Origin of the sequence: Paraconexibacter algicola (assembly GCF_003044185.1) — a bacterium.
GTDB classification, from domain to species: domain Bacteria; phylum Actinomycetota; class Thermoleophilia; order Solirubrobacterales; family Solirubrobacteraceae; genus Paraconexibacter; species Paraconexibacter algicola.
This window is the reverse complement of the sequence record NZ_PYYB01000001.1, coordinates 2,190,058-2,203,891: the sequence shown is the minus strand read 5'-3', so window position 1 is coordinate 2,203,891 and position 13,834 is coordinate 2,190,058. Positions and strand designations below refer to the sequence as shown.

General features: G+C 75.5%; 14 protein-coding genes. 9 read left to right on the top strand and 5 right to left on the bottom strand.

Going from position 1 to position 13,834, the window contains the following annotated elements; translation table 11 throughout:
* Positions 1 to 8 precede the first annotated feature (8 nt).
* The 4 genes from C7Y72_RS10380 to C7Y72_RS10365 form a co-directional block, all read right to left on the bottom strand.
* Positions 9 to 1,862, bottom strand: coding sequence for a GAF domain-containing protein (locus tag C7Y72_RS10380; protein WP_146175327.1), 1,854 nt, complete (start codon positions 1,860 to 1,862; stop codon positions 9 to 11).
* A gap of 174 nt (positions 1,863 to 2,036) precedes the next feature.
* Entirely contained in the window at positions 2,037 to 3,104 is a 1,068-nt protein-coding gene (locus C7Y72_RS10375) for an LLM class flavin-dependent oxidoreductase (protein WP_107568666.1), read from the bottom strand.
* 88 nt (positions 3,105 to 3,192) lie between these two features.
* Positions 3,193 to 4,242: a DNA polymerase IV gene (gene dinB, locus C7Y72_RS10370; protein WP_158276785.1), complete on the bottom strand. Its 1,050-nt coding sequence runs from the start codon at positions 4,240 to 4,242 to the stop codon at positions 3,193 to 3,195.
* A gap of 38 nt (positions 4,243 to 4,280) precedes the next feature.
* Complete coding sequence (locus C7Y72_RS10365; RefSeq protein ID WP_158276784.1) at positions 4,281 to 5,936, bottom strand: putative manganese-dependent inorganic diphosphatase; 1,656 nt, start codon at positions 5,934 to 5,936, stop codon at positions 4,281 to 4,283.
* Between the two features lie 144 nt (positions 5,937 to 6,080).
* On the opposite strand from C7Y72_RS10365, the gene C7Y72_RS10360 reads away from it, so the two are divergent.
* The 6 genes from C7Y72_RS10360 to C7Y72_RS10335 all read left to right on the top strand — a co-directional run bounded on the left by C7Y72_RS10360 (position 6,081) and on the right by C7Y72_RS10335 (position 10,709).
* Entirely contained in the window at positions 6,081 to 7,175 is a 1,095-nt protein-coding gene (locus tag C7Y72_RS10360) for a nuclease-related domain-containing protein (RefSeq protein ID WP_107569745.1), read from the top strand.
* Positions 7,176 to 7,254: 79 nt separating this feature from the next.
* Positions 7,255 to 7,449: a hypothetical protein gene (locus C7Y72_RS10355; protein WP_107568664.1), complete on the top strand. Its 195-nt coding sequence runs from the start codon at positions 7,255 to 7,257 to the stop codon at positions 7,447 to 7,449.
* Between the two features lie 25 nt (positions 7,450 to 7,474).
* Positions 7,475 to 8,374, top strand: coding sequence for a hypothetical protein (locus tag C7Y72_RS10350; protein WP_199223910.1), 900 nt, complete (start codon positions 7,475 to 7,477; stop codon positions 8,372 to 8,374).
* A gap of 230 nt (positions 8,375 to 8,604) precedes the next feature.
* Positions 8,605 to 9,672, top strand: a complete 1,068-nt coding sequence (locus C7Y72_RS10345) for an iron-containing redox enzyme family protein (protein WP_107568662.1) — start codon at positions 8,605 to 8,607, stop codon at positions 9,670 to 9,672.
* Positions 9,669 to 10,052: a Rieske (2Fe-2S) protein gene (locus C7Y72_RS10340; protein ID WP_107568661.1), complete on the top strand. Its 384-nt coding sequence runs from the start codon at positions 9,669 to 9,671 to the stop codon at positions 10,050 to 10,052. The genes C7Y72_RS10345 and C7Y72_RS10340 overlap by 4 nt, the downstream gene beginning before the upstream one ends.
* Positions 10,053 to 10,709, top strand: coding sequence for a HemK2/MTQ2 family protein methyltransferase (locus tag C7Y72_RS10335; RefSeq protein WP_199223909.1), 657 nt, complete (start codon positions 10,053 to 10,055; stop codon positions 10,707 to 10,709).
* A gap of 18 nt (positions 10,710 to 10,727) precedes the next feature.
* Here C7Y72_RS10335 and C7Y72_RS10330 read toward each other — a convergent pair whose 3' ends face one another.
* Complete coding sequence (locus tag C7Y72_RS10330; protein WP_158276783.1) at positions 10,728 to 11,882, bottom strand: carboxylate-amine ligase; 1,155 nt, start codon at positions 11,880 to 11,882, stop codon at positions 10,728 to 10,730.
* A 137-nt stretch (positions 11,883 to 12,019) separates the two neighbouring features.
* Here C7Y72_RS10330 and C7Y72_RS10325 point away from each other — a divergent pair, with 137 nt between their 5' ends.
* The 3 genes from C7Y72_RS10325 to C7Y72_RS10315 are packed head-to-tail and all read left to right on the top strand — an operon-like array spanning position 12,020 to position 13,655.
* A complete protein-coding gene (locus C7Y72_RS10325; protein ID WP_107568659.1) occupies positions 12,020 to 12,280 on the top strand; it encodes a DUF7218 family protein in 261 nt (86 codons plus the stop codon).
* A 32-nt stretch (positions 12,281 to 12,312) separates the two neighbouring features.
* The gene (locus C7Y72_RS10320) at positions 12,313 to 12,579 is read left to right on the top strand and encodes a hypothetical protein (RefSeq protein WP_107568658.1); all 267 of its coding nucleotides are present in this window, start codon (positions 12,313 to 12,315) and stop codon (positions 12,577 to 12,579) included.
* Positions 12,576 to 13,655, top strand: coding sequence for an SDR family NAD(P)-dependent oxidoreductase (locus C7Y72_RS10315; protein WP_158276782.1), 1,080 nt, complete (start codon positions 12,576 to 12,578; stop codon positions 13,653 to 13,655). The genes C7Y72_RS10320 and C7Y72_RS10315 overlap by 4 nt, the downstream gene beginning before the upstream one ends.
* Positions 13,656 to 13,834 lie beyond the last annotated feature (179 nt).

Genomic DNA, 13,834 nt, shown 5'->3' with positions numbered 1-13,834 from the left:
CTGGCCGGCTACTCGGTGGCCGGCGCGGCCTTCGGGGCGGGCAGGCGGCCCTGCAGGCGCAGGACGAGCAGGGCCAGCTGGGCGCTCAGCTGCGCGTCGGAGCCGGTGGCGATCGCCAGGCCGGTGAGCTCCTCGATCCGGGCGAGGCGGTAGCGGATCGTGTTCTCGTGGACCCCGAGGTCCGCGGCCGACCAGCGGATGCTCCGCCCGTGCTCGAAGAACGAGCAGAGCGTCAGCAGCAGGTCGCCCGCCACCGAGTCGTCGAGCAGCCCGCCGAGGGTCTCCTCGACGAAGCGCTCCGCCTCGTCGGCGTCCGCGTTGGCGAGGAACATGCGACCGGCGCCGAGGTCGTCGGCGGCGAGCAGGTCGACCGATCCCGCCCGATGGAAGGTGTCGAGGCAGCGCACCACCTGGAGCGCCTGGGTGTAGGCGCGCACGTAGTCGGTCGGCCGCCGGCAGACGGTCGACATCCCCGCGATCAGCCGGCCGTCCGGGTCGAGGGCGGTGAGGGCCGCGGCGGCGACCTCCTTCACGGCGGCCACGCCGGCGAGCGTCGGCCCGTCGGCGGGCGCCTCGACGATCACGACGATCCCCTCGGCCACGCCGGTCGCGATGACCCCGTGGTGGGGCGCCGCGTCGCGGAACGCGTCACCGACCGCGCGGACGTCCGGCAGCGAGGCGGCGTCGCCGCTGCGCGAGGAGACGAGGCAGAGCACGTGCGGCTGGTCGAGGTCCATGCCGACGAACTGGGCGCGGTGCTCGATCTGCGTGGTGTCCGCGTTGCCGCGGATGAGCTCGCCCGCCAGCGAGGCGCGGGCGTTCCACTCGGCGTTCGCGGCGCGCCGCTCCGCGCTCATCTCCAGCGCGATGACCGTGGCGGTGCGCCGGCTCATGATCATGTCGAAGCCGCTCAGGCGCGCACCGTGCTCCATGAGCACGAGCGTCGCCCACTGGTCGTCGCGGACGGTGACCGGCGCGACGAGGAAGCGGTTGGGTAGCCCGGCCGAGGGGAACGGGCCGACGACCGCGGCCTTCTTCGAGGACAGCGCGGCGAGCGCGTCGGCGATCTCCGGCACCTGCACCATGTCGGGGTCCAGGAGTCGCGGGCGGACGGGCGTGCCGCCCTCGGGCGTCTCGGGGGACGCGCACGCCAGGCGCCGGTTCTGCGCGTCGTGGATCGAGCACGGCTTGTGCGTCAGGTCGGTGACGGCCTGGGCGATCTCGCGCAGGTTGCGGCCGTCGAGGACGAGCCCCGTGAGCTTGTCGTCGACCGCGGAGACGCGCCGCAGCACCTGGTTCTGCCGGGCGACCGTGTCGAGCGTCGAGCGCAGGTCGGCGTTGAGCTTCTCCTGCGCGAGGACGACGGCGGCGAGCTCCGCGAAGGCGGAGGCGAGCGCCCGGTCGAGCGCCGTGAACGTCATCGCCTGGTCCTCGCCGTCGAGGAAGACGATCCCGATCACCTCGCCCTGGAGGACCATCGGGACGCCGAGCATCGTCACGACGTGCCAGGCGCGCATCGTCGACCGGACGGGCCGCGGGTCGGTGGCCGCGTTCTCGACGAGGACCGGCGCCTGGGTCTCGACGATCTCGCGGGTGAAGCCGTCGGCGTCGGTGCCGCAGGTCAGCTTCTTGACCATCGCGTCGATGTCGTGGTCGGCGTAGCCGACCTGGCCGCGGTAGAGCCCGGAGGCGTCGTCGCGCAGGTAGACGCTGCAGCGCGGCGCGCCGACGAGCTCGCAGAGCTTGCGGCCGATCAGCCGCAGCAGGTCGTCGCGGTCGCGCGTCTCCAGCAGCGCGGTCGCCACGTCCGCGAACGCGCGGATCGCCTCGCGGTAGGCCCGCGAGTCGACGTCACTCCCCATGTCGCCCAGGTCGAGCAAGGGCTCCGCCGGCACGGCGCCGGTCGTTCCACCGTCGTGACCCACAGGACCGTCTCCTCTCTCTCCTGGGAGGCAACGTACCACCCGGGCGAGGCACTTCCGCGACGCTTCGACGCATCTTCGGTCGGGGAGTCGTAGAAACCTCCAAGAGCACGGTCAGCGCAGGAGCGGCAGCACCTGCTCGCCCATCCGCCGACACCACCGCGCCGGCGGCCCGGCGAGCTGGAGCGTGACGTGGTCGACGCCGGCGTCGCGCATCGCGAGGAGCTCGTCCGCGATCTCCGCCGCGCTGCCGATCGTCGCGACCGTGCGCATCGTCTCGGGCGTCACGAACGACTCGAGGTCGGGCGGGGTGTGGACGAGGTAGCCGCGGTAGTTGTCGAGGTGCCGCTCGACCGGGTCGAGCGTGGCGCGGTGCGCCTGGTAGGCGGTGAAGCCGGGACGGAAGTGCGCGGGGACCTCGTCGGCGTGCGCGTGGTTGGCGGTGAGGTAGCGCAGACGGCTGACGACCATCGGACCGAGCGCGGCGCGGGCCTCGTCGGTCTCGAGCTCGGCCTCGTCCTCGATCGGGTACACGCAGTAGACGGTGCCGATCCCGATGTCCTCGCCGGCGCCGGGCCGCCCGGCGGCGCGCGCGCCCTCGGCGAGCCGCTCGCGGGCCTCGCGGACGCGCTGCTCCCCCTCCCAGCGGATCAGGACGACGTCGGCGACCGCGCCCGCGCGTCGCTGTCCGCGGGGACCGAAGGCGGAGATCCAGGTCGGGACGTGCCGGGACAGGTCGAGCCAGCGGCCCTCCGGGTGGATGAAGCGCAGCGGGGCGCGGCGACCGCCCCCGACGTCGTGCTCGACGGTCTCGCCGCGGAGCATCCCCTGCACGATCCGGACGTGCTCGTGCATCTCGTCGAGGGTCGCCGGCTGCCGCCCGACCGACCAGCTGGCCGAGTTGCCGATCCCGATGCCGAACGCCACCCGTCCGGGGGCGACCTTCGCGAGCGTCCCCAGCGCCTGGGCGGTCGCGTAGGCCGGCCGGGCGTCGGGCTGGGTGACGCCGGGTCCGATCAGCACGCGGTCGGTCGCCCGTGCGACCTCGAGCAGCGCCATGTACGGGTCGCTGAAGACGAGCGGGCTGTCGTAGACCCAGACGTGGTCGAACCCGGCGGCCTCGAGCAGCCGGGCCTGCTCGGCGACCGCGGGATGGGCATCGACGTAGACCCCGACGTGCATGGGATCGAGCCTGCCGCGCGGGCCGGCCGCCTGTCGCGCCGGACCGCGAGGCCGTGGTGGACTCCTCCAACGCGCGCCGCGGCGCGGCTCAGCCGGCTTCGTCGAAGGGCAGTGCGAGCTGCGCGTCGTCGTGGGTCTCGATGTTCGTCAGCGCGACGCCGATGAGCGTGCAGCCGCGCTGGGCGATCAGCGGCCGTGCCTCCTGCAGGAGCGAGCGGGCGAGCGCGACCATCGCGTCGGCGTCCGCGGTCGGGCGGGGCAGCGAGCGCGAGCGGGTGGCGCGGCTGTAGTCGCCGAAGCGCAGCCGCAGCACGACGGTGCGGCCGGCCTGGCCGCGGCCCGCCATCCGCCGGGCGATCCGCTCGACCAGCGCGACGAGCGCCTCGTCGAGGTCGGTCGGCCGCGAGCGCGACAGCGCCCGCTGCGCGCCGTAGGAGCGGCGACCGCGGCGCGGCCGGACGGTGCGGACCTCCCGGCCGTGGGCGATCGCGTCGAGCCGCCGCCCACCGGAGCGGCCGAGGATCGTGACGAGCACCCCGTCCCCGACCCGTGCCGCGTCCCCCACGGTGCGGATGCCGTGCTGCTGCAGGCGCCGCTCGGTCGCCGGGCCGATCCCCCACAGCCGCCCGACCGGGAGCGGGTGGAGGAAGTCGAACAGGCCGTCGGGCTCGTCGACGAGCAGCCCGTCGGGCTTGGCCATGCCGCTGGCGACCTTCGCGACGGTCCGGCTCGGCGCGACCCCGACGCTGATCGGCAGCCCGACCTCCTCGCGGACGGCGGACCGCAGTTCGGCCGCCACCGTCCGGCCGTCGCGCGGGTGGACGTCGAGGAACGCCTCGTCGATCGACGCCTGCTCGACCCGGGCGCCGAAGCGGTCGAGGATCGCCATCACCGCGCGGCTGGCGCGCACGTACGCGTCGAAGTCGGGCCGCACGACGACGAGGTCGGGGCACAGCGCCCGGGCCTTCGCGCCGCCCATGCCCGAGCGCACGCCGCGGGCGCGCGCCTCGTAGCTCGCCGCCATCACGACCCCGCCGCCGACGCTCACCGGCCGGCCGCGCAGTGCCGGGTCGTCCCGCTGCGCGACGGAGGCGAAGAACGCGTCGAGGTCGGCGTGCAGGACGGACGGGACGGACACGAACAGATGTTCGCATCCGGCCCGGACGCCGGGCCGCGCTACGCGGCCTGCAGGAGCTTCGGCGCGACCTGCTTCTTGCGGCTCATCACGCCCGGCAGCGGGATCGCCCCGCCCTCCACGGAGGCGCCGAACGCGCGCTCGGCGAGCGGCACGTCCCCGGCCACGACGAGGTGGGTGCCCTTGGCGTCGACGTCGGTGACCATCAGCGCGACCAGCCGGTGCCCGTCGCGCAGCGCGCACGCCGCGGCCTCCGCCTCGAGCTCGGCGAAGCGGCCCGACAGGACGTCCCCGACCGTCTCGATCTGGGCGACGCACAGCGTCTGACCGGTCGGGAGCTCGTAGGCCTTGAGGTCACGGCCGAGGATCTCCGCCGCCGCGAGGCCGGCGACGTCGCTGCCCGCCTGGAACATCTCGCGGCCGAACGTCCGCGCGTCGATGCCCAGCAGATCGGCGAGCCCCTCCACGGCGGCCTCGTCGCGCGACGTCATCGTCGGCGACGTGAGGATCACGGTGTCGGAGAGGATCGCGGCGAGCAGCATGCCGGCGGCCGGCCGGGACGGCTCGTAGCCGGACTGCAGGAACTGCTCGTAGACGAGCGTGCTCGTCGACCCGACCGGGTCGAAGATCGCGCGCACCGGCAGGGTCGTCTCGATCGAGCCGATGTGGTGGTGGTCGAGGATCTCGACGATCTCGGCCTCCTCGATCCCCGGGATGCTCTGCGAGCGCTCCGCGTGGTCGACGAGGATCACGCGGCGCGGGCGCGGGTCGACGAGGTCCGCGCGGGTGACGAGCCCGACCGGGCGGTTCGCGCGGTCGACCACGACGGCGGCGCGGTAGCTGACGTCCTTGATGTCCTCGGCGACCTCGCCGAGCACGTCGCCGGTGTTGATCGTGAGCGGGTCGGGATCGGCCAGCGCCTGGCACGGCGAGGAGAGCCCGATCATCCGCCCGGCGACGTACGTGTCCAGCGGCGTGGCGATGACGGGGATGTCCCGCTCGGTCGCGAGCGCGAGCGTCGCGTCCGGCACCTCGGTGGCGTTCGTGACGACGAGCGCGGAGATCCCGAGCTCCAGAGCGCGCAGCTGCGCGTCGTGGCGGTCGCCGACGACCGCGACGTCCCCCTCGCACAGGCGGGTGAGGATCGAGCCCAGGTCGCGGGCCAGGACCCAGATGCGGCCGTGGACCGTGCGGTCCGCCGGGCCGGCGAGCAGCTGGCCCTCGAGCACCTCGGCCATCGTGCCGACCGCGGTCGCGCCGTAGAGGTGCGACGCGTCGCTGGACTCGCGCAGGTAGCGGCGCGCGAGCGCGCGCTCGGTGAGGACGCCCTGGAGGATGCCGTCGTCGTCGACGACCGGCACGAGGTCCAGGCCCGCCTCGACCATCATCTGCCCGGCGCGGCGCAGCGGCGTGGCGGCGTCGGCACAGGGGAACTCGGTCTGCATCACGTCGCCGGCGCGCACCGAGATGTGCTCGAGCAGGCGCGGGGACTCGGCGCCGCTCTGCTCGAGCGCCCACGTCGTCTGGGGGTTCAGCTCGCCGAGGCGGACGGGCACGTACTCGGTCGCCGGGTCGAGGCGCGACTTCAGCTCGGCGTAGCCGAGCGCGGCCCCGATCGAGTCGGTGTCCGGGTTGCGGTGGCCGGACACATATACGCGCGGGCGTACCTGGGTGGTGGTGGCATCGGTGGACGTCACTGGACGCAGCATCCTACGGCCGACGGCGGTCCGCCTGCACCGTGGCGCACCGCTGCCGACCGGTCGGTCAGGTTCGCGCGGGCGGACGCCGCGCCGGACGGATGTCCGGTCCAGGGCCGACCGCACGGCGCCGATCTGCGACAGATGACGGATCTCGCTCCGGGACGCGGAGCGCGCGCTCAGCACCATCGTCGGGTCGCCGCACGGCTCCGTCGCCTCCAGGCCGCAGGCGCCTCCCCCGAGGAGCTGCGCGCCGCGCTCGACGACGAACCGGCCTCGGAACGGGCATGGCGACGTGGTGCCGAGGGGGAGGAGCGCCTCGGCGCGCTGCTGGGCGACTGGGCGGGCACATGCGGCACCGGCGTGCTGCACGATCTGGTCATCCCCGGACGTGGCGGCGCCAACATCGACCACGTCGTGGTGGGACCCGGCGGAGCGTTCGTGATCGACGCCAAGGCGTGGGCCGGCGCCGTCGACATCCGTGCGACCGGGGTCTGGACCGGACGGTGGGGCCACCGTCGCGCGCTCGAGGGCATCCGCGAGCAGGTCGCCGTCGTCCACGGCGCCCTGCGGGCGGCCGGAGCGGGCGACGCGCCGGTGACGGGCGTCCTCTGTCTCGTCGACGACAACCCGGGCACGCCACGGGGGGAGCTGCTGCGCGTTCACGGCGTCCTCGTCGGCGGGCGGGCGGCCGTTGCGCAGCTCACAGTGGCGGACGGCCCACTGACCGACGAGGAGATCACGCAGGTCTTCCGGGCGCTCGACGCTTCGATGCCCGCCCGCGGCGGCGCGCGACCCCCGAGCGCCTGCCTGCGCGGGGCGTCGGAGCCGCGCGTGGCGGACGCCCCCGCTCGCGGGGCGCGTCGGTCGGGCAGCCCGCGGAGCTCGACTCCGCGGCGCCGCGCCCGGAGCCGCGGGCGCCGCCGAGGGCTGGCCGTCGACCTGTGCCTGTTCGTTGCCGGTCTCGGGGCCCTCGGGGCGGTGCTCGAGCCGTCGCCGGGCCCGCCGCGACGAAGTACGCCGGTGAGCGCGGCCGAGGTCGCCACATGGGTCCCGGACCTCGACCGCCGGGTGCGGGCGACGACGAGCACGCCCCTGCGGACGATGGCGACGCGGACCACCGAGGCACGGATCCACCTGCGCCTGCGGGGGCCCGGATGCGCCTTGCGGATCAGCATCAACCGCTGGACCGCCCGGACGGCCGCGGACGCGGTGATCGTGCCGGGCGCGGGCTGCTGAGCCCCCGACCGTCGGGACCGGCGACGCTCTGCCCTCCGATCGTTTGACTCCTAATTATTGCCCGTCGTAGATTCGGGTCATGCTCACCTACGGATTCGAAGTGGAGAACCCCGCCCGCTACGGCGTGGCCGTCGAGGTGGCGCTCGACGAGATCCGCGCGGCCGCGGCCGACGACCACGAGCTCACGCGCCTGCGGCGCGCGGCGGAGGAGGCGGGCGCAACCCGCACCGAGATCGCCGCGGCGATCCGCGAGGGCCGCGGACTGCTGCACTGACGCCGGTCGGCCTATCGTTGGGACGGTGCCGACCGTCCTCGCGCACCCGACCTGGACCGCGCTCGCCGACGCGCACGCCACGCGCGTCGACGGCCTGACCGCCGCCCACCGACAGCGGGCGGCGGCCGGCCGCGCCCATCCCGTCGAGGACTTCCTCTTCACGTACTACTCGCTGCGGCCCGGCCAGCTGCGTCGCTGGCACCCGGGCGCGGGCGTGGTGCTCACCGGTCCCCCGGACCTCCCGGCCCTGCGCGAGCGCGCCGGCTGGCGCTGGCACCACCTCGTCGAGGTCGACGGCATGACGGGCGTGACCCTCGACCTCGACGCGTACCTCGCCGACCGGGGCGGGGCGCGCGACCACATCGTCGCGCTGCTGCAGGCCACCGCCGGGCGGCCGCCGCGCCTGGGCTGCTTCGGCCTGCACGAGTGGGCGATGGTCCACGCCCCGGGCCAGGAGGGCCGCCGCCACGCGAGCTGGCCGCTGCGCCTCGGCCAGGAGGGCACCGACCGCGTCGTGCGCGAGTCGCGCCTGCGCTGCACGCACTTCGACGCCTACCGGTTCTTCACCGACGCGGCACGACCGCGCAACGACCGGGAGCTGACCCGCGCCACCCAGGTCGACACCGAGCAGCCCGGCTGCCTGCACGCGACGATGGACCTCTACAAATGGGCGTACAAGCTCGGGCCGCTCGTCCCGAGCGCACTGACCGCCCGCTGCTTCGCGCTCGCCCGCGAGGTGCGCGAGCTCGACATGCGCGCCTCCCCGTACGACCTCACGGCGCTCGGGCTCACGCCCGTGACGATCGAGACGCCCGAGGGCCGCGCCGAGTACGTGCGCCTGCAGCAGGACGTCACCGCGCGCGGGCAGCAGCTGCGGGCCGCCCTGCTCGACGCCTGCACGACCCCGGTCGTCACCGCCGTCTGAGCGCCCTGCCCCGCGTCCCGGTGAGGAGGGCCGCCGCGTGACCCGGTGGGCGACCGGTCGCGACGTTCGCGTGGGACGAGCTTCGCGACACCTTCCCTGAGGTCTCGCTGCCGGCCGGGGAGGGAAGCGGCCGACTCCACCGGATCCACGCGGCGGCGCCGGACGGATGCCCGGGCGCGCGGACCGCAAACACGCGATTGGCCGTGCCCGTCCCGGGAAGCCGGGGCCGCATGTCCACCCCTGCCCTGACCCTGGACCCGATGACCGTCACGTCCGTCGTCGACGAGGCGCTCCGGGCCGACGGACCGTGCCCGCTGCTCGACGACCCCGACCGGGCCACGGCCCTGCTGCACGCGGGACGGGAGCTCGCGCGACGCGCGTTCGACCAGGACGACCCCGCCGCCGCCGATCCCGCGCACCGCGTCCTCTACGCGCTCGGCGCCCAGGCCGGGTGGTCCCCGGTCGACGCTCCGCGCGAGCGCGAGCACGACCTCACGCTGCTGGAGCTGCGGCTCGTGCTCGAACGCGCCTTCGAGGCGCAGCTCGCCCGCGTCGCCCCGCTGCCCGAGGATCCGCCGACCACCCCCCAGGCGCTGCGTCCGTGGCTGGTGGAGCTCGCGCTCGAGCGCGACCTGTTCCCCGGACCGAGCATGGGCGCCTACTATCGCGAGCACGCGACGCTCGACCAGCTGCGGGAGGTCGTCGCGCAGCGCTCCCTGTTCTTCCTCAAGGAGCCGGATCCGTGGTCGCAGGTCATCCCGACGTTGCGCGGCCCCGCGAAGGCCGGACTGCTCGACCTCCTGCTCGACGAGTACGGCTGGGGCCGTCACGACCAGATGCACTCCACCGTGTACGCGCGGATGATGGAGCGGCTGGGCCTCGAGACCACCTACGACCACTACCTCCCGCGGACGGCGTGGCCGTTCCTCGCGGGCCTGAACTACCAGGCGATGATCGGCCGGCACCGGCGGCTGTGCCGGCGCATGTACGGCTACGTCCTGCTGGTCGAGGCGGACTCGCCCGGGTCGATGCGCAACTACCTCGCCGCCTACGCCCGCGCCGGGGTCACCGACCCCGAGATCCTCCGCTTCTACGAGCTGCACGTCGACGCCGACGAGGGCCACGCCGACGTCGCGCTCAACGAGATCGTGCTGCCGGTCGTGCGCGACGAGCCCGCGGCCGCGCCGGAGATCGCGCGCGGCGTCGTCGAGGGCCGCTACCTGCACGGCCTCGTCTCCGCCCACCTGCACGCCTGCTTCACCGCCGGGCGCAGCTCCCTGGTGGGGGAGGACGCATGAGCGACTGGCACCGCCTCGAGGAGGTCACCGACGAGCTGCACGGGCGCGGCATCGTGCCCGTGCACGTCGGCGGCCGCGACGTCTGCCTCGTCCTGCACGACGGCGAGATCCACGCGTTCGACGACGCCTGCCCGCACCGGCGCTGGCCGCTGCACCTCGGCACCCTCGACGGTCCCGTGCTGCAGTGCCGCGCGCACACGTGGGAGTGGGACGTGCGCACCGGGGAGCTGCAGCGCATGCGCGCCCCGGAGTGCCTCGTCCTCCACGAGGCACGCGAGCGCGACGGGGCGGTGGAGATCCGCATCGCCGACGACGCCCCGCCCGCACGCGAGCTGTCGGAGCTGTGGCGTGCACGCCACGGCGCGGCCGGGAGGAGCTGAGTGCTGTCCTCCTTCGGCCGCCTGCGGATCGTCGCGCCGCCCGGCGTCTACCGCCCGCGGTCCGACACGGCGCTGCTCGCCGGCCGCCTGCCCGACGTCACCGGGGCCCGGGTGCTCGAGCTCTGCACCGGCTCCGGGGCGCTCGCGCTCACCGCGGCGGCACGGGGAGCGGCGCACGTGGTCGCGATCGATCGCTCGACCCGCGCCGTCGCGGCCGTGCGGCTGAACGCCGCGCTCAACGGGCTCGCGGTCGACGCGCGGCGCGGCGACCTCGTCTCGGCGCTCCGTCCCGACGAGCGGTTCGACCTCGTGCTGGCCAACCCGCCCTACGTGCCGGTCGCCCCGGAGGTCCGTCGGCCGGACGACCGCTGGGACGCCGGGCACGACGGCCGCGCCGTGCTAGACCGGATCCTCGCCGACGCGCCCGCCCTCCTCGCCCCCGGGGGTCGGCTGCTCCTCGTCCACTCGCACGTCGCGGGGGTCGACGAGACCGTCCGCCGGATGACCGCCGCGGGGCTGCACGAGCTGCGCCGCGACGACCACCGCGGCCCGCTCGGCCCGGTCCTGCGAGCCCGCCGGGCGCACCTGCGCGCCCTCGGCCTGCTCGGCGCGGACGATCACGAGACGCTCTGCGTGATCAGCGCGCGCGCCGCCTGACCGGGGCGCCGCCGCGCCTCAGGCGCCGTCGAGCTCGGCGTCGAACCGGTCGGCGAGCCACGGTGCGACCGCGTCCACGCCGCACTCGCGGGCGACCGCGAGCTGACGCTCGGACCCGGTCGCGTCCAGCAGGTCGGCGGCACGGGCCAGGGCGTCCGCGCCGTCGCACGCCCGGGCGACGGGCGCGACCTCGGCCAGCAGCTCGGCGGCGAGCTCGCGCGCGCAGCGCTCCCCCGCACCTTCGCGACCCGAGAACGGCAGCAGCACCGCGTCGAGGCCGTGACGCAGCGCCCGCCACCGGTTCTCCTCGATCCGCTCGCGGGCAGCGGGCGGCGGGAGCTCGCCGGCGTCGTGGCGGGCCGCGAGCGTGCCGCACAGCGCCTGCACGACCGCCGTCAGCGACGCCGCCTCGGCCGCGGTGGCCGGCTGGTCGCAGACGCGGACCTCGAGCGTGCCGTGCACGGGATGCAGGCGGACCTCCCACCACAGCTCGCGCGCGGTCTCGTGCGGATCGGCGTCCGGCCCGCCGGTGAAGCGCAGGAACGCCGCGTAGGCCTCCCAGGAGCCCCACGCCGGCGGGACGCCCTGCCGCGGAAAGCCCTCCGCGAGCTTCGGCCGCACCGAGTGCAGCCCGGTGTCACGGCCCTCGTGGAACGGGGCGTTGCCCGCCATGGCGGCGAGCAACGGCAGCCACTCGCGCAGCGCGTCGTGCACCGCGAGCGCCCGGGCCGCGCCCGGGACGGCGACGTGCACGTGCAGGCCCCACGCGAGACCGCGCCGGGCGGCCCACTGGTACTCGCGGGAGATGCGCGCGAACCGGTCGCCGGGACTGATCGGCCCCTCCGCCGGCGCCGTCGGGTGCGTGCCCGCACCGGCGAGCCGCACGCGTCCAGCGGCGACCTCCCGCAGCCGGCGGCGGGCGTCCAGCAGCGCGCGCTGCACGGCGGCGGCGTCCGCGCACACCGGCCCGACCAGCTCGACCTGCGCCGCCGGCAGCTCGGTCCGCACCGCCACGTCGGCGGCCGCTCGGACGAGCGCGGCGGCGTGCGGGGCGAGGTCGTGGGTCGACGGGTCCAGCAGCAGCAGCTCCTCCTCGACACCGACCGTGAGCGCGCGCTCGTGCCGGTCGAACGCGTCGGTCAGTCGGGACGTCGGGCTCGTCGTGGCGATCATCTCCTCACCCGTTCCTCTCGCAAGCGCCATGGCGCGGCGGGTGCCCAGGACCGCCGCGCACAACCCCGTCCGCGCGTCGCCGGCGTCCGGCCCGGGTAGCCGACCGCCGACCGCGACCCCACGACCGAGGAGCCCCCATGGCCAAGGACCACGGACCCAGCGTCAAGGACGACGAGCTGTACGAGGCGCTGCGCGAGGATGGCGCCAGCAAGGAGAAGGCCGCCCGCATCGCGAACGCGAAGGCGACGGGCACCGACGTCAGCCACAAGGGCGGGGCGGCCGAGGACTACGAGGACCGGACCGTCGAGCAGCTGCGCGAGCGGGCCGCCGAGCTCGGCATCGAGGGCCGCTCGGACATGCGCAAGGACGAGCTCATCGAGGCGTTGCGCAACCACTGAGTCGGGTCGGTCCACCCGGGTAGCGGTGGGGGATGTCCACCACCCCCACCCCCACCCCGACGACCTGCGAGACCTGCGGCAACCACTACGACCGGCCGCTCGTGATCGAGCACGAAGGGCGGCGCCGGACGTTCGACAGCTTCGAGTGCGCCATCCACGCGCTCGCGCCCACCTGCGAGCGCTGCGGCTGCCGCATCGTTGGCCACGGCGTCCAGGCCGGCGCGTCGATCTACTGCTGCGCGCACTGCTCCGCGGCGGCCGGCGACGGCACGCTGCGCGACCGCGCGCCGGCGTCGTGATCCCGCGCGCCGGAGCGCTCGCCGACCGACGCGTCCTGCTGACCGGTGCGAGCTCGGGCGTCGGGCGCGCGGCAGTGCCGCTCCTCGCTGCCGAAGGCGCGCGGCTCGCGCTCGTCGCCCGGCGCGCGGACGCCCTGCGCGCCATGGTCGCCGAGCGGGGGATCGACGCGCTCGTCATCGAGGCGGACCTCGGGGATCGCGACCAGGCGCGCCGTGCCGTGCGCGACGCGGTCGCGCACCTCGGCGGACTCGACGTCCTCGTCTCGAACGCCGGGGCGGCGGTCTTCGGGCACCTCCGCGAGGTGCACCCCGACGACTTCGACCGCACCGTCGCGGTCACCTTCACCGGGGCCGTGGACGTGGTCCGCGAGGCACTTCCGCACCTGCGGGAACGTCACGGGACGATCGTGGCCACCGGCTCGCTCATGTCCCGCCTGCCGCTGCCGTCCTGGTCCTCCTACGCCGCGGCCAAGCACGCGCTGCGCGGGTTCCTGACCAGCGTGGCGATCGAAGAGCGCTCGCAGGGGAGCGGGGTGCGGATCGCGATGGTCCACCCCGGCCCCATCGACACCCCGCTGTTCGCGCAGGCTTCCAGCGCGACCGGGCGCACACCGCGCGTCCCGCCCGACGCCTACCGCGCCGACGTCGTCGCCAAGGCGCTCGTCGCGTGCGCGATCCGGCCGCGCCGCGAGATCGTCCTGGGCGGGGAGACGCGCGCCGTGGAGCTCCTGCACCGCCTGGCGCCCGCGGTCGGCGAGCGCGTGCTGCTCGGCATCGACCGCTGGTACCGCAGCGGCACCGAGTCCGCGCCCGTCCCCGGATCGCTCTGGGGCGTGCGCGACCGGTCGGCGCGGGTCAGCGGCGACATCCCTGCGCGCGACAGCCTCCTCGCCTGGGTGCAGCTCGGACGCCGCCTGGCCCCCGCGCCCGCCACGCCGTGGGTCCTCGCACGCAACCTGGGCGTGGTCGGCGTCCGTGCGGCGCGCCTGGTCGGCGTGCTGCGCAGTCCGCGGTCCGAGTGTCCCGTCCCGGGACATCCCGCGCGGGACGGTTTGGCCGCTCCGGACTCCCGGTAGGCGGACGGCACCCGTTCCCGACGCGACCAGGAGGTCGTCGTGCCGTCCCCCGAACCCCCGTCCACATCCCGACGGTTCCTGGAGATCGTGCGCGCGACCGCCGCGAGGCTCGCCCGCGAGCGCGAGCCCGCGCCGCCACCTCCCGCCCCGACGGCTCCCGCGCCGCCGCCCCCGCGGCT

What these genes read in the sequence shown, in the direction of transcription:
- C7Y72_RS10380 (WP_146175327.1), bottom strand. Translation starts at nt 1,862, where the DNA reads ATGGGGAGTGACGTCGACTCGCGGGCCTACCGCGAGGCGATCCGCGCG.
- C7Y72_RS10375 (WP_107568666.1), bottom strand. Translation starts at nt 3,104, where the DNA reads ATGCACGTCGGGGTCTACGTCGATGCCCATCCCGCGGTCGCCGAGCAG.
- C7Y72_RS10360 (WP_107569745.1), top strand. Translation starts at nt 6,081, where the DNA reads ATGACGGATCTCGCTCCGGGACGCGGAGCGCGCGCTCAGCACCATCGT.
- C7Y72_RS10355 (WP_107568664.1), top strand. Translation starts at nt 7,255, where the DNA reads ATGCTCACCTACGGATTCGAAGTGGAGAACCCCGCCCGCTACGGCGTG.
- C7Y72_RS10345 (WP_107568662.1), top strand. Translation starts at nt 8,605, where the DNA reads ATGTCCACCCCTGCCCTGACCCTGGACCCGATGACCGTCACGTCCGTC.
- C7Y72_RS10340 (WP_107568661.1), top strand. Translation starts at nt 9,669, where the DNA reads ATGAGCGACTGGCACCGCCTCGAGGAGGTCACCGACGAGCTGCACGGG.
- C7Y72_RS10330 (WP_158276783.1), bottom strand. Translation starts at nt 11,882, where the DNA reads ATGATCGCCACGACGAGCCCGACGTCCCGACTGACCGACGCGTTCGAC.
- C7Y72_RS10325 (WP_107568659.1), top strand. Translation starts at nt 12,020, where the DNA reads ATGGCCAAGGACCACGGACCCAGCGTCAAGGACGACGAGCTGTACGAG.
- C7Y72_RS10320 (WP_107568658.1), top strand. Translation starts at nt 12,313, where the DNA reads ATGTCCACCACCCCCACCCCCACCCCGACGACCTGCGAGACCTGCGGC.